This is a genomic window from Rhizobium sp. LARHSG275, from assembly GCF_052871115.1.
The window spans coordinates 61,778-81,337 of sequence record NZ_JBIXJN010000027.1 but is presented as its reverse complement, the minus strand read 5'-3'; the positions used below and the strand labels follow the sequence as shown (position 1 = coordinate 81,337).

General features: G+C 61.0%; 19 protein-coding genes and 2 pseudogenes. 13 read left to right on the top strand and 8 right to left on the bottom strand.

Annotation, left to right across the window (positions count from 1 at the left end):
- Window positions 1-112 (top strand): annotated as a pseudogene (locus ACIPSK_RS28925) (IS630 family transposase); the annotation flags it as partial.
- A gap of 80 nt (window positions 113-192) precedes the next feature.
- On the opposite strand, the gene ACIPSK_RS28920 reads toward ACIPSK_RS28925, so the two are convergent.
- The 4 genes and pseudogenes from ACIPSK_RS28920 to ACIPSK_RS28905 all read right to left on the bottom strand — a co-directional run.
- Window positions 193-954, bottom strand: a complete 762-nt coding sequence (locus ACIPSK_RS28920; protein ID WP_162115029.1) for an amino acid ABC transporter ATP-binding protein — start codon at window positions 952-954, stop codon at window positions 193-195.
- Window positions 951-1,631 (bottom strand): amino acid ABC transporter permease, encoded by a 681-nt coding sequence (locus ACIPSK_RS28915; protein ID WP_017966098.1) that lies wholly within the window; start codon window positions 1,629-1,631, stop codon window positions 951-953. The genes ACIPSK_RS28920 and ACIPSK_RS28915 overlap by 4 nt, the downstream gene beginning before the upstream one ends.
- Before the next feature lie 214 nt (window positions 1,632-1,845).
- Window positions 1,846-2,619, bottom strand: a complete 774-nt coding sequence (locus ACIPSK_RS28910) for an amino acid ABC transporter substrate-binding protein (RefSeq protein WP_162115030.1) — start codon at window positions 2,617-2,619, stop codon at window positions 1,846-1,848.
- Between the two features lie 150 nt (window positions 2,620-2,769).
- Window positions 2,770-2,940: pseudogene (locus ACIPSK_RS28905) on the bottom strand (DMT family transporter); the annotation flags it as partial.
- Window positions 2,941-3,118: 178 nt separating this feature from the next.
- Here ACIPSK_RS28905 and ACIPSK_RS28900 point away from each other — a divergent pair.
- The 4 genes from ACIPSK_RS28900 to hisC all read left to right on the top strand — a co-directional run bounded on the left by ACIPSK_RS28900 (window position 3,119) and on the right by hisC (window position 7,671).
- Complete coding sequence (locus ACIPSK_RS28900; protein ID WP_017966101.1) at window positions 3,119-3,895, top strand: DeoR/GlpR family DNA-binding transcription regulator; 777 nt, start codon at window positions 3,119-3,121, stop codon at window positions 3,893-3,895.
- A gap of 63 nt (window positions 3,896-3,958) precedes the next feature.
- Window positions 3,959-5,149 (top strand): MFS transporter, encoded by a 1,191-nt coding sequence (locus tag ACIPSK_RS28895; protein WP_162115031.1) that lies wholly within the window; start codon window positions 3,959-3,961, stop codon window positions 5,147-5,149.
- A gap of 193 nt (window positions 5,150-5,342) precedes the next feature.
- Window positions 5,343-6,593: a flavodoxin-dependent (E)-4-hydroxy-3-methylbut-2-enyl-diphosphate synthase gene (ispG, locus tag ACIPSK_RS28890; protein ID WP_162115032.1), complete on the top strand. Its 1,251-nt coding sequence runs from the start codon at window positions 5,343-5,345 to the stop codon at window positions 6,591-6,593.
- 16 nt (window positions 6,594-6,609) lie between these two features.
- Window positions 6,610-7,671: a histidinol-phosphate transaminase gene (gene hisC, locus ACIPSK_RS28885; protein ID WP_162115033.1), complete on the top strand. Its 1,062-nt coding sequence runs from the start codon at window positions 6,610-6,612 to the stop codon at window positions 7,669-7,671.
- 8 nt (window positions 7,672-7,679) lie between these two features.
- On the opposite strand, the gene ACIPSK_RS28880 is transcribed toward hisC, so the two are convergent.
- On the bottom strand, window positions 7,680-8,594 hold the full coding sequence (locus ACIPSK_RS28880; RefSeq protein ID WP_162115034.1) for a polyprenyl synthetase family protein: 915 nt from the start codon (window positions 8,592-8,594) through the stop codon (window positions 7,680-7,682).
- A gap of 135 nt (window positions 8,595-8,729) precedes the next feature.
- Between ACIPSK_RS28880 and mtgA the strand changes: the two genes are divergently transcribed.
- From mtgA to ACIPSK_RS28855, 5 genes are all read left to right on the top strand, one after another.
- Window positions 8,730-9,467, top strand: coding sequence for a monofunctional biosynthetic peptidoglycan transglycosylase (mtgA, locus tag ACIPSK_RS28875; RefSeq protein ID WP_162115035.1), 738 nt, complete (start codon window positions 8,730-8,732; stop codon window positions 9,465-9,467).
- A gap of 95 nt (window positions 9,468-9,562) precedes the next feature.
- Window positions 9,563-10,285 carry a DUF1868 domain-containing protein gene (locus ACIPSK_RS28870; RefSeq protein ID WP_162115036.1) on the top strand — a complete coding sequence of 241 codons (723 nt, stop codon included), beginning with the start codon at window positions 9,563-9,565 and terminating at the stop codon, window positions 10,283-10,285.
- A gap of 13 nt (window positions 10,286-10,298) precedes the next feature.
- Window positions 10,299-10,946 carry a glutathione S-transferase family protein gene (locus tag ACIPSK_RS28865; protein WP_162115037.1) on the top strand — a complete coding sequence of 216 codons (648 nt, stop codon included), beginning with the start codon at window positions 10,299-10,301 and terminating at the stop codon, window positions 10,944-10,946.
- A 155-nt stretch (window positions 10,947-11,101) separates the two neighbouring features.
- A complete protein-coding gene (gene rpmF, locus ACIPSK_RS28860; protein ID WP_003543812.1) occupies window positions 11,102-11,287 on the top strand; it encodes a 50S ribosomal protein L32 in 186 nt (61 codons plus the stop codon).
- Window positions 11,288-11,432: 145 nt separating this feature from the next.
- A complete protein-coding gene (locus ACIPSK_RS28855; RefSeq protein ID WP_003543801.1) occupies window positions 11,433-11,840 on the top strand; it encodes a hypothetical protein in 408 nt (135 codons plus the stop codon).
- Here ACIPSK_RS28855 and phaR read toward each other — a convergent pair.
- A complete protein-coding gene (gene phaR, locus ACIPSK_RS28850; RefSeq protein ID WP_003543798.1) occupies window positions 11,835-12,407 on the bottom strand; it encodes a polyhydroxyalkanoate synthesis repressor PhaR in 573 nt (190 codons plus the stop codon). The genes ACIPSK_RS28855 and phaR overlap by 6 nt on opposite strands.
- A gap of 238 nt (window positions 12,408-12,645) precedes the next feature.
- Between phaR and ACIPSK_RS28845 the strand changes: the two genes are divergently transcribed.
- Together ACIPSK_RS28845 and phbB are read left to right on the top strand one after the other, a co-directional pair.
- Window positions 12,646-13,827, top strand: a complete 1,182-nt coding sequence (locus ACIPSK_RS28845; protein ID WP_446533087.1) for an acetyl-CoA C-acetyltransferase — start codon at window positions 12,646-12,648, stop codon at window positions 13,825-13,827.
- A gap of 71 nt (window positions 13,828-13,898) precedes the next feature.
- Window positions 13,899-14,624: a beta-ketoacyl-ACP reductase gene (gene phbB, locus ACIPSK_RS28840; protein WP_017962530.1), complete on the top strand. Its 726-nt coding sequence runs from the start codon at window positions 13,899-13,901 to the stop codon at window positions 14,622-14,624.
- 412 nt (window positions 14,625-15,036) lie between these two features.
- Here the strand turns inward: phbB and ACIPSK_RS28835 are convergent, their stop codons facing one another.
- A complete protein-coding gene (locus ACIPSK_RS28835) occupies window positions 15,037-15,297 on the bottom strand; it encodes a YMGG-like glycine zipper-containing protein (RefSeq protein ID WP_017966111.1) in 261 nt (86 codons plus the stop codon).
- Between the two features lie 27 nt (window positions 15,298-15,324).
- Entirely contained in the window at window positions 15,325-15,480 is a 156-nt protein-coding gene (locus ACIPSK_RS28830) for a DUF3309 family protein (RefSeq protein ID WP_017962528.1), read from the bottom strand.
- 807 nt (window positions 15,481-16,287) lie between these two features.
- Between ACIPSK_RS28830 and ACIPSK_RS28825 the strand changes: the two genes are divergently transcribed.
- Window positions 16,288-19,560: a helicase-related protein gene (locus ACIPSK_RS28825; RefSeq protein WP_162115039.1), complete on the top strand. Its 3,273-nt coding sequence runs from the start codon at window positions 16,288-16,290 to the stop codon at window positions 19,558-19,560.

Sequence of the window (19,560 nt, the reverse complement as noted above, 5' to 3'; positions counted from 1 at the left end):
GCAGGCTCGAACCCGACAGGCCATCGACGACGCGCTGGCAGCCACCCTTCAAACCGTCTCGCCGAAAGAGTGCCAAAACTACTTCAAGGAAGCCGGATATGAACGGACATAAAACAATCCCGCTCTAAATCAAAGAAATAGAGTATGAAGTCGTCCGAAAACCGCTCGCACTTTTCGGCATCATGCTCTAGCTCAGATATCGTACGTATGGGCGGCGTTGATCGTCGAGATGAAGCGTTTGGTGCGCTCGCGCTCCGGCGCACTGAAGATAGCCCTGGCGCTGCCCGTTTCCACCACGCTGCCGGCTTCCAGGAAAACCACGTCATTGGCGATCTTGGAAGCGAGCCGGAGATCGTGGGTCGCCATCACCATCGTCGTGCCCTCGCTGGCAAGTTGGCCCAGCACATCGACCACTTCGGCCGAAAGCTCGGGATCGAGGGCGGATGTCGGCTCGTCACAGAGAAGCACGCGCGGCGACGGCGCCAGTGCGCGGGCGATCGCGACGCGCTGCTGCTGGCCGCCCGACAGCGTCGAAGGCCAGGCATCGGCCTTGTGCGTCATGCCAACCTTGGTCAGCAATTCCATCGCACGCTCGCGGGCCTTTTCCCTCGGCCATCTCAGCACCGTCACCAGGCCTTCCATGACATTCTCGATCGCGGTCTGATGCGGGAATAGCTGGAAGTTCTGGAAGACCATGCCGGTCTGGCGGCGGATCTTCTGGATCGCCTGCCAGCTCGTTCGTTTGCCTGGCGCAAAGGCCAGCTTTTCCTCTCCGAGGCGGATCGAGCCGGCGGTCGGAATTTCGAGCAGGTTGATGCAGCGCAGCAGCGTGCTCTTGCCGCCGCCGGAAGGCCCGACGAGCGCGGTGACGCTGCCTTCGGGGATGCGGAGACTGATATCCTTGAGGATGATGGCGTCGCCGAAGCGCTTTTCGATGTTGGAAAGCTCGATCATGCATTTGCCTCCAGCATGCCGCCATAACGCGCGAAGCGGCGTTCCAGCCGCACCTGCAGCTGCGAGAGGACGGAGCTCAGGACGAGATAGATCAGCGCCGCCTCGATATAGAGGATCAGCGGCTCATAGGTGGTGGCGACGATGCGCTGCGCCGCCTGGAAAAGCTCGGGCACGGTGATGGCCGCGGCAAGCGAGGTATCTTTGACCAGCGAGATGAAGGTGTTCGACAATGGCGGCACGGCTACGCGAGCGGCCTGCGGCAGGATGGTGCGGCTCATCGCCTGGCGCCAGCTCATGCCGATCGAATAGGCGGCCTCCCATTGGCCCTTCGGCACCGAGGAAATGACAGCACGGATGATCTCGGAGCTGTAGGCGCCGATATTCAGTGTGAAGCCGATGAGGGCGGCCGGGAAGGCATCGAGCAGGATGCCGAGGCTCGGCAGGCCGTAGAAGATGACGAAGAGCTGTACGAGCAGCGGCGTGCCGCGGATGGCCCAGACATAGAAGCGCGCGATGGCCGAAAGCGGCATCGGCCCGAAGAGCCGGGCGATTGCGGTGGCGAGCCCGAGGGCCAGGCCGAAGACGAAGGATAGCAGGGTCAGCGGAATGGTGAAGATTAGCCCCGCCCACAGGAGCGAGGGCAGCGATTCCGCCATCAGTTGGAGCCAGTGCGCCAAGGGAGTTCTCTCTCGTCGGTTGGGTCGTGATACCCGAATACCCCTCCCCAACCCCTCCCCACAAGGGGGAGGGATTTATCTAGGTGCCGCCTCGCAAGAAATAGCGACCGCGCGGCAGGCCGAAACGATTATTTGGAGATGAGGCGGTCCGCCGGCTAAGCCCCTCCCCCTTTGTGGGGAGAGGTTGGCGAGGGGACTCTTTCTTCAGTTGAACTTACTTGGAAACATCCTGGCCGAAATATTTGTCGGCGATCTTCTTGTAAGTGCCGTCGGCCTTGATGTCGGCAAGCGCCTTGTTGATTTCGGCGAGAAGCTCGGGCTCGTTCTTGCGGATGATGACGCCGGAGTAGTCGGCATTTTCCTGCTCGGCGACGATCTTCACCGGCGCGTCGGGCTTGTGCTTCTTGAAATCGAGGAAGGAGAGGCTGTCGTTGATCGTCGCGTCGGCACGCTTGGTCAGCACCAGCTGGATCGATTGGTCAAAACCGTCGGTGCCGACGAGTTCGGCACCGGCTTCGGTTGCGAGCTTGCCGAAATTGCTGGTTAGCGACTGGGCGGCCTTCCTGCCCTTCAAGTCGGCGAAGGACTTGATGCTGTCGTCGCCGTCGCGGGCGATCAACACGGCCTTGGAGGCGATATAGGGCTCGGAGAAATCATACTTCTGCTTGCGGGCTTCGGTGATGCCGACCTGGTTGATGACCGTGTCGTAGCGCTTGGCGTCGAGGCCGGCGATAAGGCCATCCCACTTGCCTTCGACGAATTCGGCCTTGACGCCGAGCTTGGCGGCGATCGCTTCGCCGATCTCGACATCGAAGCCGACGAGCTTGCCGCTTTCGTCATGGTAGGTGAAGGGCGCATAGGTGCCTTCGGTGCCGATCTTGAAGACGCCGGCCGATTTGACGGCGGCGAGGTTTTCACCGGCATGGGCAGGCAGGAGGGCCGCAGCCTGAATGAGGGCGGCGGCGGCGACGGTTTTTAACCAGTTCATTGTTCTATCCATCCTTGGGAGGTGCTTCGGATGAGGATAGTTGGCAGAAAATTAGGGCGCCGGAAGCGTAGAAAACTGCGAATAAAAGCAGCAACTGCAAATATTTTTCTCAAACGGCCGCTCGAACCATGAATCCGGCAGAAACAGGCATCAAGCGGCGATGCGGCCGCGCAGTTTTTCGCTGACGATGATGATCAATGCGGCGCCGACAACCACATTCTGTGTCGGGATGCCAGCCCAGATCAGACAACCCAGAAAGCAAGCCCAGACGAGAGAGCTATATTCGAATGGCGCGGGCACGGAGACGGGCGCCCGACGTATGACTGCGAAAAATCGGAATGACCAATCGATTTTCCCGCCTCGGTCAATAGGGCATGTTCGCTCTGCTAGTGCAGCTTTGTTTCCGAACGTCAGAAAACGTGTGACCGTGCATATTGCGTGCATGATCATAAGCGTTTATGCACGTTCTCAGTTTATAGGATCTCGATTCGGTAGGAACATGCAGGATTTTCTGTTGCGAGAGCGCCAAGGCGTGATTTCCGAGAGGCTGCGGCTGAATGGCCGCGTGCTGGCGACGGAGCTTGCGCTCGAATTCGGTGTCTCCGAGGACACCGTACGGCGGGATCTGCGCGAGATGGCGGCAGCAGGGCTCTGCGAGCGGGTTTATGGCGGCGCATTGCCGGTCTCACCGGCGCGTGGAAGCCTGTCGCAGCGCATCGGCTTTGCGGCTGACCGGAAACAGGCGCTGGGGCGCGCTGCGGCAAAGCAGATTGCCGCCGGCTCGACCGTGTTCTTCGACGCGGGCAGCACCAATCTGGCGATTGCCAATGCGTTGCCGGCCGACCTAGCACTGACGGCTGCAACGAACGCGCCGGCGATTGCCGCGGCGCTGATCGACAAGCCGGCTGTCAACGTCATCCTGATCGGCGGAATGGTGGACCGGCAGACGGGCGGTTCGCTCGGCGCCAAGGCCTTGCGGGATATGGAGCAGATCTCGCCCGATCTCTGCATTCTCGGCGCCTGCGGCGTCGATCTCGAGGCCGGCATCACGGTGTTCGGCTTCGAGGATGCGGAGTTCAAGCGGTTTGCAACATCCAGGAGCAAAAGGGTGCTGGTGGCCGCAACCTCGGAGAAATTCGGCACTGCTGCCCCCCATAGCATCCTGCCGGTTGCGCATTGCGAATGCCTGGTCGTCGAGCACGATGCCGATCCGGCCGTTCTTGCCGGTTACCGCGAGCGCGGATGCAGGACTGTTCTCGCCGAGAAAGCGAACTGAGGCGCCATCACAGAGTTTTGGGAAACCGGGCCAAGCAAGCCCGGCAATGAGGAAAGACCGGAAATGGATAATCACGTGAGTACGCCGGGAGCTCGGAGCGGCTTCATTACCAGAAGCAGGGCGGCGGTTTCCCTGCTCTTTCTCATGAACGGTTTTGTCGTCGGCTGCTGGGCGCCGAAGATCCCGGATTTTGCCGAGCGTCTGGCGCTGACCAAGTTCGAGCTTGGGTTGATGATCCTCGTTTTCGGCGTCGGCTCGCTGGTCATGATGCCGATCGCCGGTGCACAGATCGCCAAACACGGCTCGCGTATCGTCGTTCAGGTGCTGGCTGTCTGCATGCTGCCGTTGCTGCTGGCATTGACGCTCGCGCCAAATGTGCTGACCGGGGCAATTTCGCTCTTCCTGTTCGGCGGCCTTATCGGCGCAATGGATGTGGCGATGAATGCCAATGCGGTCTCGGTCGAGAAGTCCATGCGCCGCGCCATCATGTCGTCCTGCCACGCTTTCTGGAGCCTTGGCGGACTGATCGGCTCAGGTCTCGGCGGCATCGTGATCTCCAAGCTCGGCATTCTCGGCCATGCGCAACTGGCGACGGTGCTGGCGGCAATCTTCCTTGCTCTGGCATGGCCGATGATCCTTGCGGATCCACCGCATCCCGACACCAAGAAGGAAAAGACGAAGCTGCCGATGGTGCCGCTACCGTGGCTGCTCGGATTGATGGCGCTGTTCTCGATGGTGCCGGAAGGCGCGGTTCTCGACTGGGGCGCGCTCTATCTCCGGCAGGAAATGGATGCATCCGTGGCACTATCCGGTCTTGGCTTCGCAGCCTTTTCGGCGACCATGGCCATCATGCGCTTTGGCGGCGACCTGGTGCGCGACCGTCTCGGCGGCGTCAAGACGTTGCGCATCTGTACGCTGTTTGCCATTGTCGGCATGCTGCTTGCAGGCTTGGCGCCCAATGCCGAGCTTGCCATCCTCGGCTTTGCCTGTTGCGGTATCGGCATTTCCAACATGGTGCCGATCGCCTTCTCGGCGGCGGGCAATATACCCGGCCTCAAGCCTGGCATCGGTATCTCGGTGGTCACGACCGTTGGCTATTCCGGCATGCTGGTTGCGCCATCGTTGATCGGCTTCGTCGCCGAGCATATCGGATTTGCCGTCGTTTTCATGGCGCTGCCGTTGCTGCTGCTCGTCGTTTTGCTGCTGTCTAACCTAGCCCATTATGCCGATGAGACCTCCAGGGGCGGTCACTGAGCCGCCTCCCAACAAAAGTGATATCAGGGGCGGTTGACAAGCAGCCGGCCTTGATCCACCTGAAAAGCACTAAAGCGCGTCGCAATCTTTCAGATTTGCTTCTCGCGCTTTAGGTCTTTATTTTTCGCATGTCGTTATCGCAAAACCGCTGCACACTTTTGCGCGACATGCTTTAGGGGTGCAAGAACTCTCCATGTCTTCAGCCGCCGATTTTGATCCGAAACCGCGCCGCGCTTCCGTTGCCGTCGATGTCGGCGGCGTCATCGTCGGCGGCGGGGCGCCGGTCGTCGTGCAATCCATGACGAATACCGATACGGCCGATATCGATTCCACCGTCGCGCAGGTCGCCGCTCTCCACCGGGCGGGTTCGGAGCTGGTGCGCATTACCGTCGACCGCGACGAGAGTGCGGCCGCCGTGCCGAAGATCCGCGAGCGGCTGCTGCGCCTCGGCATGGACGTGCCCTTGATCGGCGACTTCCACTATATCGGCCACAAGCTGCTCGCCGATCATCCTGATTGTGCCGCGGCATTGGCGAAATACCGCATCAACCCCGGCAATGTCGGTTTCAAGGACAAGAAGGACAAGCAGTTCGCCGAGATCATCGAGATGGCGATCCGGTATGACAAGCCGGTGCGTATCGGCGTCAACTGGGGCTCGCTCGACCAGGATCTGCTGACGGCGCTGATGGACCGGAACGCCGAGGCCGGATCGCCGCTTTCGGCCCGGCAGGTGACGCGCGAGGCGATCGTGCAGTCGGCGCTGCTTTCGGCAGCCCTTGCCGAAGAGATCGGCCTGCCGCGCAACCGCATCATCCTGTCGGCGAAGGTCAGCCAGGTGCAGGACCTGATCGCCGTCAATTCCATGCTTGCCGAACGCTCCAATCACGCGCTGCATCTCGGTCTGACGGAAGCCGGCATGGGGACCAAGGGCATCGTCGCCTCGTCGGCGGCGATGGGCTTCGTGCTGCAGCACGGCATCGGCGATACGATCCGCGTGTCGCTGACGCCGGAGCCGAACGGCGACCGCACGCGCGAAGTCCAGGTGGCGCAGGAAATCCTGCAGGTCATGGGCTTCCGCCAGTTCATACCCGTCGTTGCGGCCTGTCCGGGCTGCGGACGTACGACGTCAACGGTGTTCCAGGAGCTCGCTCAGAACATCCAGAACGACATCCGCAAGAACATGCCGGTCTGGCGCGAGAAATATCCCGGCGTCGAGGCACTGAACGTCGCCGTCATGGGCTGCATCGTCAATGGGCCGGGCGAAAGCAAACATGCCGATATCGGCATTTCGCTTCCGGGTACCGGCGAGACGCCGGCGGCCCCCGTCTTCATCGACGGCCGGAAGGCGTTGACGCTGCGCGGTCCCAATATCGCCGCCGACTTCGAAGCGCTTGTCGTCGACTATATCGAGAAGCGTTTCGGCCAGCGGACGGCGGCGGAATGAGCGCCCGCAGGTTCGCATGAGCCGGTTCTGGTCTGATATCGTCAGCAAGCTTCGGCCCTATGTCGCCGGCGAGCAGCCCCGTATCGCGAACATGGTCAAGCTCAATACCAACGAGAGCCCCTACGGGCCGTCTCCTAGGGCGATCGAGGCGATCCGGGAAGCGGCGGACGATCGCCTGCGGCTCTATCCCGACCCCACTGCTACCGAATTGCGCGAGACGATCGCGGCCCGTTTCGGCCTGACGGCGGAAGAAATATTCGTCGGCAACGGCTCCGACGAGGTTCTTGCGCATGCGTACCAGGCGCTGCTGAAACATGAGCGACCGCTTCTCTATCCCGATGTGACCTATGCCTTCTATTCGACCTATAGCCTGCTATACGGCGTCGAAGCGATCGAGATACCTGTTGATGATGGGTTCCGGATCCGGCTGGAAGATTACGACAGGCCATGCGGCGCGATCATCATCCCCAATCCGAATGCACCGACCGGTATCGGCCTGCCGCTTGCCGGTATCGAGGCGCTTCTTGCCGCCCATCCGGATGCGGTCGTCGTCATAGACGAGGCCTATATCGATTTCGGCGGTGAAAGCGCCGTGCCGCTCATTTCCAAATATCCCAATCTGCTGGTAATCCAAACCCTGTCGAAATCCCGTTCGCTTGCCGGTCTGCGCATCGGCTTCGCGCTGGGACAGCGGCCGCTGATCGAGGCGCTGGAGCGGGTCAAGGACAGTTTCAATTCCTATCCGCTCGATCGCCTGGCGCAGCTTGCTGCGACGGCGGCGATCAAGGACGAGGCATGGTTCGAGACATGCCGGGGGAAAATCATCGCCAGCCGGAAAGACCTGGTCTCGGAACTTGAAGCGCTGGATTTCGAGGTTCTGCCGTCGGAGGCGAATTTCGTTTTCGCGAGGCACGAAAGCCGGTCGGGGGCAGCGCTTCAAGCCGCCCTGCGGGAGCGCGGCATTCTCGTCCGGCATTTCGCCAAGCCGCGTATTTCGGATTTCCTGCGGATCAGCATCGGCACGGACGAGGAGTGTGCCCGTCTGGTCTCCGCCCTCGAGGAGATACTGGCAGCCTGACCTGCGGTTCAGTTCTTCCGGTCGGCGATGAAATGCGCTGCAGCGATGAGGGTCGAGGCGCGGGCACCGTAGGGGGCAAGCAGCGCCTCGGCATCGCGGACGTGCTCACGGAGCTGGCTCTCGGCCCATTCCATACCGCGCAAGGCGACGAGTGTTCCCTTGCCGCGGGCTGCATCCTTGCCGGTCGCCTTGCCCATGGTTGCCGCATCCGAGGTCAGGTCGAGAATGTCGTCGGCAAGCTGGAAGGCAAGGCCGATCTTTTCGCCGAAGGCGCGCAGGCGGCGGCGATCGTCCGGCGGGCTTGCCGAGATGACGGCGCCGGCTTCGCAGGCGAAGCGGATCAGCGCGCCTGTTTTCATCGCCTGCAGGCGGATGATGCCGGCCTCGTCGGGCGCCTGCCTTTCCGCCGCGAGATCGAGCGCCTGGCCGCCGGCCATGCCGCCGAGACCGGCTGCGCGGGCAAGGGCCAGTACCAGCGATGCCTTGCTCGTATCGGCAAGGGTCGTTTCCGGCGCGGCGATGATGTCGAAGGCATAGGTCAGCAGGCTGTCGCCGGCGAGGATTGCCGTCGCTTCGTCGAACTTTATGTGCACCGTCGGTTTGCCGCGGCGCAGGTCGTCATCGTCCATGGCCGGCAGGTCGTCATGCACGAGGGAATAGCAGTGGACGCATTCGAGTGCTGCGCCGACGCGAAGTGCCGCCTCGGCGTCGCCGCCGAGAAGGGCGGCACTTTCGACGACGAGAAACGGGCGCAGCCGCTTGCCGCCGTTCAACACGGCATAGTGCATGGCATCGCGCAGCGTCTCGGGCCTGGCCATTTCATCGGAAAGAGCATTTGGTGAAAGCAATGCGTCGAGCAGCGCCTCGATCTCGCGGGCGTTGTTCTTCAGCCTCGTCTCGAAAGTGTCCCGGTTCGCGTCCATGGGCGCTGTTTGGCATGAGCGCCCCCGGGCTTGCAACGGAATTGTCGATGGCGGCAGCAAGATTCGCCACGCACTCTGGCATAAGCTTTACACAGGCGTTATGAGAACGACAGGAGCGAAATCGGACTGGGGACATTGGATATAGCGCCAGAGAGAGAGGACAGCGTCGACATGCCGGCTCGTCGGCGATGGTTCGAAGACCGGCGTGTGTTGAAACGCATCGTTGTTGCCATGCTGATCGTGCTGATCCTTCCCTATGCGTTGATCTTTTTCTATCTGTTGCCCTTCATTCACCCCGTCTCGACGCTGATGCTGCGCGATCTCGTGCTGCTGCGTGGTTACGACAGGCAATGGGTATCGCTTGATAAAATCGCCCCAGTTGCGGTGCAGTCGGTGATGATGTCGGAGGACGGGCAGTATTGCTTTCACGGCGGCGTCGACTGGGCGGAAATGCGCATGCTGGTCGAGGATACGCTGAAAGGTCAGGCGACGCGCGGCGGCAGTACCATCCCGATGCAGACGGCGAAGAACCTCTTCCTCTGGAACGGCCGCTCCTTCGTGCGCAAGGGGCTGGAACTTCCGCTCGCGGTGACCACGGATTTCGTCTTGTCGAAACGACGGCTGATGGAAATTTATCTCAACATTGCCGAATGGGGTCCCGGCATCTACGGCATCGAAGCGGCGGCCCAGCATCATTTCAAGGTGCCCGCCTCGAAGCTCACGCGGCGCCAGGCATCGCTGCTTGCCGTCTCGCTGCCAAACCCGATCGACCGCAATGCCGGCAAGCCCGGACGAGGCCTTCGCCGGCTCGCGGGCGTCATCGAGAGACGCGGGCAAGGTTCGGGCGATTACATCAGGTGCATCTATGATTGACATCAGAACTTGTCGTTGAAACCGGCAAGCGTCATCTGACAGTCTTGGTTCTGCCATATGGGCGAATGCAGTCCAACCAGAGCCCCGATTCGCCCATGACCATCACGACATTTTCGCCGGAGCTTCTCTTTTATTCGAAGGCGCATAATCCGACCCCGCCCGCCCATCTCGGCAGCCGTTATGGCAAGCACGGCGGCTTTCTGCCGGAAGCCGGCAACACCATCGTCTGTCATCTCGAGAAGGGCTCGCAGACGCAGACGGCGCTGATCGAAGCGCGCGAAAAATATCTGGCGATGACCGAGGCCCCGCAGTTCCTCTTCACGCCGATATCAAGCATTCACATGACGCTTTTCGAAGGTGTCATCGAGACCAGGCGCCGGCAGGATTACTGGCCAAGCGATCTCCCTCTCGATACGCCCATCGACGACATGACCGCGCTGATGGCGGCAAGGCTGGAAGGTTTCTCGATGTTTGACCCCTTCAAGGTCGCCATCGTCGAAGCGCGTCCGTCGGGCCTGCTCGTCGACGGGGCGACGGCGAACGACCGCAAGATCATGCGCGCCTGGCGCAGCGCACTGGCCGATCTTCTCGGCTATCGCCAGCCGAACCATGAGGACTATAAGTTCCATATAACCTTCGCCTATGCGATCGAACGGCTGGAGGATGAAGCCTTGCCGCGCTGGCAGGCGATGCTCGATGATGTGGCCGACGATATCCGCCGCAAGGCGGTTGTTTTCGAGCTGACACCGCCGGCATTCTGCGTGTTCGAGGATATGAACCATTTCCACGAATTGCTGATCTTCGATTTCGAAGCCTGAACGGGAGAGGCCCATGGACAAACCGACGCTTTACATCGCCAACAAGAATTATTCCTCCTGGTCGTTCCGGCCGTGGATGGCGCTGACGGCTGCCGGAATCGATTTCGAGGAAGTCCTGATCCCCTTCGACGATGCGGGTGGCAATCCCAATATCAAGGCGGTTTCGCCGACCGGGCGGGTGCCGCTTCTCAAGCACGGCGCATTGAAGATCTGGGAATCGCTGGCGATCATCGAATATGTCGCCGAACTTTATCCGGACGCCGGCCTTCTGCCGAGGGATCGGGCCGAGCGGGCGCTCGCCCGATCGGTTTCGATGGAAATGCTCTCGAGCTTCCGGGCGCTGCGTAGCGCCTGCCCGATGAATATCCGCCGGCCAAAGGGCAAGATCGCGTTGCCGGATGGTGTCGACGCCGACACCAGCCGCATCGAGACGATCTGGCGCGACCTCCTGCAGCAATCCGGCGGACCGTTTCTGTTTGGCGCGTTCAGCGGGGCGGATGCGATGTTTGCACCTGTCGTCAACCGGTTCGACATCTATGATCTCGTCAGCCGAAACGACATCCTGGCCTATATGGAGACCATGAAGGCGCATCCGGCCTGGCGAAAATGGGAAGAGGCGGCCCGCGCCGAGCCGTGGATCGTACCGGAGGACGAAGTCTGAGCCCGGAATCATCGGCTTCGCAAAAAATACGCATGGGGACTGGTCAACGCCACCCCTTGCATGTATAAGCGCGCCAAATTCCGAAATCGCGACATGTCCGTTTCGGCCGCCAGTCTGGCCGTGGGAATGTTTTGCCCGCAAGTGGAGTAAGAGAAATGGCTGTACCGAAGAGAAAAACAAGCCCGTCCAAGCGCGGTATGCGCCGTTCGGCAGACGCCCTGAAGGCTCCGACTTACGTCGAAGACAAGAACTCCGGCGAACTGCGTCGCCCGCATCATATCGACCTGAAGACCGGTATGTATCGCGGCCGCCAGGTTCTGACGCCGAAGGAAAGCGCATAATTTCCCGATCCGGCTTGTCCGATCGAAGTTTCAAGGCCGGCGTCACGCCGGCCTTTTGCATATCGACGATATAATATTTGCAATGACTTGCAGTCAGGCAACGGTTTGCGGCAGTATTCTTCCATGATGCGCTGGGAGATTGCAGATGATAGCCGCCATGCCCCTAATGATTATCCCGTTTATTCTTTACAATCTCGCGATGCTGGGCCTGATGGGCGATGGCGGCATTCCGGCACTGCAACATGATATCATCGTGCTGTCGATGATCTCGGGCGCCATCTGGAGCATGGCGCTCGGCGATCTTTTCATCGTCATCGCACTTGTCGTGCTGTTCTTCGAAATCCTCAAAGCCACCAGAACCGGCCCCGGCAATCTCGTCAACCACATGCTGTCGATGCTGGTGTTCATCGCCTTCCTGGTTGAGTTTTTGCTCGTCCGGGATGCTGCGACGCAGGTGTTCTTCATTTTGATGACGATCGCTCTGATCGATGTCATCGGCGGTTTTGCCGTGTCGATCCGGAGCGCCGGGCGGGATGTGTCGATCGGATTATAGGTTGTCTAGCTTGTTCTGAAGAGCGCGGAGCTGTTCCTTCAGCTCGTCGATATCCTTGGCCTCGGCCTTGCGGCTTTCCTTGGCGGGCGGCGTCATGAAGGGCGAGAACATCTGCATCGCCTGCTGAAACAGCTCGGTGTTGCGGCGAACATGGTCCTCGACCATCTGCATCGGCAACTGCAGGTTCTTGCCGAGCGGCGTTTCGCCGAAGGCGCGGGTCACCTGCTCGCGCATCTGGGCCTGCTGTTCGGTGAAGGAGCGCATCGAATGTTCGAGAAAGCTCGGCACGACCATCTGCATCTGATCGCCGTAATAGGTGATGAGCTGGCGCAGGAAGGAGATCGGGAGCAACGTGTTGCCGGTCTTCGATTCCTGTTCGAAGATGATCTGGGTCAGCACCGAATGGGTGATGTCATCTCCGCTTTTTGCATCCTGTACGGTAAATTCTTCGCCCTTCTTCACCATCTCCGCCAGGTCTTCCAGCGTCACGTAGGTGCTGGTGCCCGTGTTGTATAGGCGGCGATTGGCGTATTTCTTGATAACGATCTGACCCTCATGCTTCGCCATATCAGTCTCCTGGACCCCCGTCTGATTTATGGATATTCCTCCATTTGAGACTGTAAACGCAAAAGAAGCCCGGTGACAATCTCTTTGTGCGATGCGGCAAACCTTTCACAGAGCAGATGAATCGGGCTTTGACGGGCTTTGCCTAAAAATGACGGCTGCCGGTCTTCGCGTTTGACTTGTGCTCCAAGCTTTGCCAGTTTCCACTTATGTAAGTGAGACGAAAACGAGGAGCGTCCCCATGAGCAATCCATCCATCGTCATCGCCAGTGCAGGGCGAACAGCAGTCGGCGCCTTCAACGGCGCTTTCGCGACAGTCCTCGCGCATGAGCTCGGGACGGCCGTCGTCAAGGGCGCTCTCGAGCGCGCCGGCGTCGATCCCGGCGAGGTGGACGAGGTAATCCTCGGCCAGGTGCTTTCCGCCGGCGAGGGCCAGAACCCGGCCCGCCAGGCGGCGATGAAGGCCGGCATTCCGAAGGAAGCGACGGCTTGGGGCGTCAATCAGCTCTGCGGCTCGGGCCTGCGCGCGGTGGCGCTCGGCATGCAGCAGATCGCCACCGGCGACGCCAAGATCATCGTTGCCGGCGGCCAGGAATCCATGTCGATGGCGCCGCATGCCGCGCACTTACGCGGCGGCGTCAAGATGGGCGACATGAAGATGATCGACACGATGATCAAGGACGGCTTGACCGACGCTTTCCACGGCTACCACATGGGCATCACCGCCGAGAATGTTGCGCGCCAGTGGCAGCTTTCGCGCGACGACCAGGATCAGTTCGCCGTCAGTTCGCAGAACAAGGCGGAGGCAGCGCAGAAAGCCGGTCGCTTTGTCGACGAGATCATCCCCTACGTCATCAAGACACGTAAGGGCGACGTTACGGTCGATGCCGACGAATATATCCGTCACGGCGCCACGCTGGAGGCGATGGGGAAATTGCGCCCGGCTTTCGACAAGGACGGCACGGTCACCGCCGCGAACGCGTCCGGCCTCAACGATGGTGCCGCTGCGGCGGTGCTGATGAGCGAAGCGGAGGCGGTCCGGCGCGGCATCCAGCCGCTCGCCCGCATCGTTTCCTGGGCAACGGCGGGTGTCGATCCGCAGATCATGGGCACCGGACCAATCCCGGCCTCGCGCAAGGCGCTCGAGAAGGCCGGCTGGTCGGTGAACGATCTCGATCTCGTCGAAGCCAACGAGGCCTTCGCGGCGCAAGCCTGCGCCGTCACCAAGGATCTGGGGTGGGATCCGTCGATCGTCAACGTCAATGGCGGGGCAATTGCGATCGGCCATCCGATCGGCGCCTCCGGCGCGCGCATTCTCAACACGCTGCTGTTCGAAATGAAGCGCCGCGGCGCGAAGAAAGGTCTCGCCACGCTTTGCATCGGCGGTGGCATGGGTGTGGCCATGTGCTTTGAAGCGCTTTAAATAGCATACGATCCATGTTTGATTGAATATCCCGCCAAGCGGCGAGGCGAAAAACAATAGGGGAGCGGAACATGAGCAGAGTGGCTTTGGTCACCGGGGGCACACGCGGCATCGGCGCGGCAATATCCATGGCACTGAAAAATGCCGGATACAGGGTCGCTGCCAGCTATGCCGGCAACGACGAGAAGGCCAAAGCCTTCCACGACGTTACCGGCGTTCCGGTGTTCAAATGGGATGTTTCGGATTACCTCGCCTGCGGCGAGGGAATTGCCAGGGTCGAAAGCGAGATCGGTCCGGTCGAAATCCTCGTCAACAATGCCGGCATCACCCGCGACGCGATGTTCCACAAGATGACGCAGCAGCAATGGCACGAGGTGATCAATACCAACCTCACCGGCCTGTTCAACATGACGCATCAGGTCTGGACCGGCATGCGTGACCGCAGCTTCGGCCGTATCGTCAATATCTCGTCGATCAACGGGCAGAAGGGCCAGATGGGCCAGGTGAACTATTCGGCGGCCAAGGCGGGCGATCTCGGTTTCACCAAGGCGCTGGCCCAGGAAGGGGCGAACAAGAACATCACCGTCAACGCCATTTGCCCCGGTTACATCGGAACGGAAATGGTGCTTGCCGTGCCGGAGAAGGTGCTGAACGAACGCATCATTCCGCAGATCCCCGTCGGCCGTCTCGGCGAACCGGAAGAGATCGCGCGCTGCGTCACCTTCCTCGTCTCCGACGATGCCGGTTTCATCACCGGTTCGACGCTGACGGCCAATGGCGGACAGTTCTTCGCCTAGACATTTCTGTCTTGGAGTCGACAGTAGAGATCAGATTCAAAGCAATTGGCGCGTCCGGCTGAACGCGCCAATCTCTGTTTATGGACGTCGCTGTGGCCGAACACTGGCCGGCACTTTGCGCAGCGAGCGATCTTCGCTGCTGAGGACTGATATCGCGGTCGCCAGGAAAGCCGACGCGATGAGAACGGCTACGAGGGAATTCAGCAAAGTGTGAATCATGGAAACGTTTCCTTTCCGGTGCGCCGGGCGGCTTTGCCTATCCGTTGCGCTCGTAAAGGAAATATGTGCCTGGCCGTTTGGCGGCGGTAGATTTGACTTTCGCAACCAATTGTCAACGTTACGTTGACGGATGTGGCAGCCAAAAGAAAAACGGGCGCCGAAGCGCCCGTTGGGAGTCCGATATGCTTGCCGATCAGTAGCGGCAACGAGCCTCGTAGCGGCGGCCGTAGCGGTCGCGATAGACGCAGTAGCCGCGGCGTTCGACCGACTGGCCGATCAGAGCGCCGGTCAGGCCGCCGGCAACGGCGCCGACGGCGGCACCACCCCAGCTGTTGGTAACGGCACCGCCGATAACCGCGCCGGTGCCGGCGCCGATCGCCGTACCTTGCTCGGTTGGTGTGCAGGATGCCAAGGCGCCGACGAGGGCACCAATAAGAACAATCTTCTTCATCATGTCGTAACTCCCCAGGTTAGTTGGGCTTTAGATGCGGCCCATTAGTACAAGGATAATGATAATCACGAGAACTAGCCCCAAACCGCCGGAAGGTCCATAGCCCCAGCCACGGCTATAACCCCAATTCGGCAGGGCTCCGATCAAGAGCAGAATGAGGATAATAAGAAGTATTGTGCCAAGCATGGTGTGTTTCCTTCATTTCATCGGCAATTTGGATGGACGAGAAACACACATTGGCGATTTTTGTTCCCGGTTAAGCTCCGGAAATGTGACGGCGCCTGATTCACGGTTTAAGTTCCGTTATTTCCGGAAATTGCCATTATGGTTAAAAAGACATGTAAATACAATATGTTGCGGTGAACAAATCGGGAAAATCGCGATGTCGCCGATTCGTCAGCGATTCGTTCCGTGTTTGATCGGAGCCCCAATATGTGCCGCCTTGACTTAACGCCGTCTGAATCCAGCTCTCGAAAGATTAATGCCGCTACAACGAGGCAGGGCAAAGGGATCTGTCATCGATCCGCATCTAGCACCCGGACCTGCAGTCGCTACCAGATGTGGCCGTGAACGAAAGGTGAAAATGGCCGAGTCAGCGATTCGTCTCCGATTCGTTCCGGCTTTGGTCGAGAGGTTAATTTCGGGCGGATTTTCGCCCGCTCAACATGGGGCGGGAATCGCCACCCGCGACCTCGAAAATGCAAACGGGAGAGAGTCTCATGATTCAGCATCTAGTGGGAAAAAGTGATTCAAAATCAATACTTAGCCGTGAACAAAAGCTGAATCAGCGGAAGTCAGCGATTCGTCGCTGATTCGTTCTCACGCTGTTCCGAATCGGAAATTCGGGCATTCCGCACGACTCGCAAAGGTCGTAATCCCCGAGGCATTTTGAAATCTGCCCTTGCGTTTGCGGCGGCAGCTGTCCATGTGTTCTCTGCTTCCACCGAGGAGCCGAGATTTTCCTGGGGCCACCCGCCTCATTTGCATGGACCCATGACTCTGACTTCGCAGCCGATGATTCTCAGCGGGCGCGGTGTGACCGCGGTGCTCGGGCCGACCAATACCGGCAAGACCCATTATGCCATCGAGCGCATGGTCGCGCACGGAACGGGCGTGATCGGCCTGCCGCTCCGGCTGCTGGCGCGCGAGGTCTATACGCGGGTGGTGGAGAAGGTCGGCGTACAGAATGTGGCCTTGGTCACCGGCGAGGAAAAGATTTCGCCGCCTAATGCGCGTTTTTCCGTCTGCACTGTCGAGGCGATGCCGCGAGAGACCAGAGCCGCCTTCGTCGCGATCGATGAGGTGCAGCTCGCAGGCGATCTCGAGCGTGGCCATATCTTCACCGACCGCATCCTGCATCTTCGCGGCCGCGAGGAAACGCTGTTGCTCGGCGCGGCGACAATGCGGCCGATCCTGCAGCAGCTCCTGCCCGGCATCACAATCGTCGAGCGGCCGCGGCTTTCGCATCTTTTCTATGCCGGGCAGAAGAAGATCACCCGGCTGCCGCAGCGCTCGGCCATCGTCGCCTTCTCCGCCGACGAGGTCTATGCCATCGCCGAGCTCATTCGCCGGCAGCGCGGCGGCGCGGCGGTCGTGCTCGGTGCGCTCAGCCCGCGCACCCGCAATGCGCAGGTGGCGCTCTATCAGGCGGGCGACGTCGAATACCTGGTGGCGACCGATGCGATCGGCATGGGCCTCAACCTCGATGTCGATCACGTCGCCTTTGCCCAGGACCGGAAATTCGACGGTTACCAGTTCCGCAATCTCAATCCGGGCGAACTCGGCCAGGTCGCTGGCCGCGCCGGGCGGCACGTGCGAGACGGGACCTTCGGCGTCACCGGACAAGTCTCGCCTTTTGACGACGAGCTGGTGCAGCGCATCGAAGGACACGAGTTCGATAACGTCAAGGTTTTGCAGTGGCGGACGACGGAGATGGACTTCTCCTCAATCGCGTCGCTGCGCGCCAGCCTTGAGGTCGGGCCGCGCGTGCCGGGGCTGACGCGGGCGCTGCCTGCGGTCGACCAGCAGGCGCTGGAGCAGCTTTCGCGTTATCCCGAGGTCATCGATCTCGCCGACAGGCCGGCGCGCGTCGAAAAACTCTGGGAGGCTTGCGCGCTTCCCGACTATCGGCGTATCACCCCAGCACAACATGCCGATCTTATCTCGACCCTCTTTTCCGATCTCGTCCGCTATGGCACGGTGAACGAGCAGTTTCTTGCGGAGCAGGTTCATCGCTCCGATCGAACAGATGGCGAAATTGACACGCTTTCGGCGCGAATCGCGCAGATAAGGACCTGGACCTACGTTTCGAATCGGCCCGGTTGGCTTGCCGATCCGACACACTGGCAGGAAAAGACGCGGGAAATCGAAGATCGATTGTCCGACGCGTTACATGAAAGGTTGACGAAACGCTTTGTTGATCGCAGGACATCTGTGCTCATGAAGCGCCTGAGAGAGAATGCGATGCTGGAAGCTGAAATCAGTGTGAATGGCGATGTCTTCGTTGAAGGACATCATGTAGGGCAGTTGAGCGGATTCCGTTTCACGCCGGTGGCGGGAACGGACGGGCCGGATGCCAAGGCGGTTCAGGCTGCGTCGCAGAAGGCGCTCGGGCTCGAGTTCGAAGCCCGCGCGGCCCGGATGCATGCCGCCGGCAACAGCGATCTGGTGATCGGTTCGGATGGGTTGATCCGCTGGCTGGGCGACCCGGTGGCGCGGCTTTCGGGCAGCGATCACATCATGCGTCCGCGCGTGATCCTGCTGGCCGACGAGCAATTGACGGGCAATGCCCGCGATCACGTTGCCGCGCGCATCGAGCGCTTCGTCAATCATCATATCAGCACGGTGCTGAAGCCGCTCGATGATCTGTCGCGCGCCGAGGACCTGCAAGGGCTCGCCAAGGGGCTTGCCTTCCAGCTCGTCGAGAATCTCGGGGTGCTGTTCCGCCGCGACGTGACCGAGGAGGTGAAGTCGCTGGACCAGGAAGCCCGCGCCTCCATGCGCCGCTACGGCGTGCGTTTCGGCGCCTATCATATCTTCGTTCCGGCCCTTCTGAAGCCGGCGCCGGCCGAACTCATCACGCTGCTCTGGGCGCTGAAGAACGACGGTTTGGACAAGCCGGGCTACGGCGATCTCATTCCCGTGCTTGCCGCCGGCCGCACCTCCGTCGTCACCGATCCGAGCTTCGAGCGGATGTTCTACAAGCTCGCCGGCTTCCGTTTCCTCGGCAAGCGTGCCGTGCGTATCGACATCCTGGAACGGCTTGCCGATATCATCCGTCCGCTGCTGCAATGGAAGCCCGGTCAGAACAACCGTCCGGAGGGCGCCTATGACGGCCGCCGCTTCACGACGACGACGGCGATGCTGTCGATCCTCGGTGCGACACTCGAGGACATGGAAGAAATCCTCAAGGGTCTCGGCTATCGCGCCGATGCCGTGAAGGCGGAAGAAGCTTCGGCACATCTTGCGACGCAGGATGCAGCCTCAGCGCCCGCCGCCAGCGCGCAAGCGCCCGCGGAAGAAACAGCCGAAAAGGCCGACCACGACGATGCCGACGGCGCGGCAGAAGAGACTGCTGCCGAGCCCGCCGCAACCGAGGCGGCTTCGGCAGTCGCGGACGCGCCCGTGGCGGAAGGGGTCGAAATCGCCGCTCCGGCCGAACCGATCGAGACATCCGCTCCTGCGGAAGCCTCTGCTGCCGGGGAAACCTCCGCTCCTGCGGAAGCGGTATCGGCTTCCGATGAAGCAGTACCTGCATCTGGGGAAGCCGGCGAGCCGGCGGAACCGAAGCCGGTTCTTCTGTGGCGTCTTGGCGGTCGCAACGACAATCAGCGCCAGGCGCGCGGCGGGCATGGCGAACGCCGTGGCGGCCAGGGCGAGCAGCGCGGTCAAAGCCAGGAGCGCGGCGACCGCAATCGCCGGCCGGGCGGCGGTGAAGGCGGCGAGGGCAATCGCAATGGCGACGGCCGCGACAACAATCGCCAGAACCGCGGCAAGGACGGCGCAGGTCGCGATGGCGGCCGGCCGCAGCAGGCAAGAGGCGACCGCAACAACCAACCACGGGGCGACCAGCCGCGTGGCGACCGGCAGGAGCGTGGCGATCGCAAGGATCGTGGTGAGCGTAACGATCGTAACGACCGCAACAACAATCGCAGCGGCTCGCAGCCGCTGCGCTTCGAGGCCAAGCCACCGCGCAAGGAGAAGCCGATCGATCCGGATTCGCCTTTCGCCAAGCTTGCAGCTCTCAAGGAGCAGATGAAGAAGTAA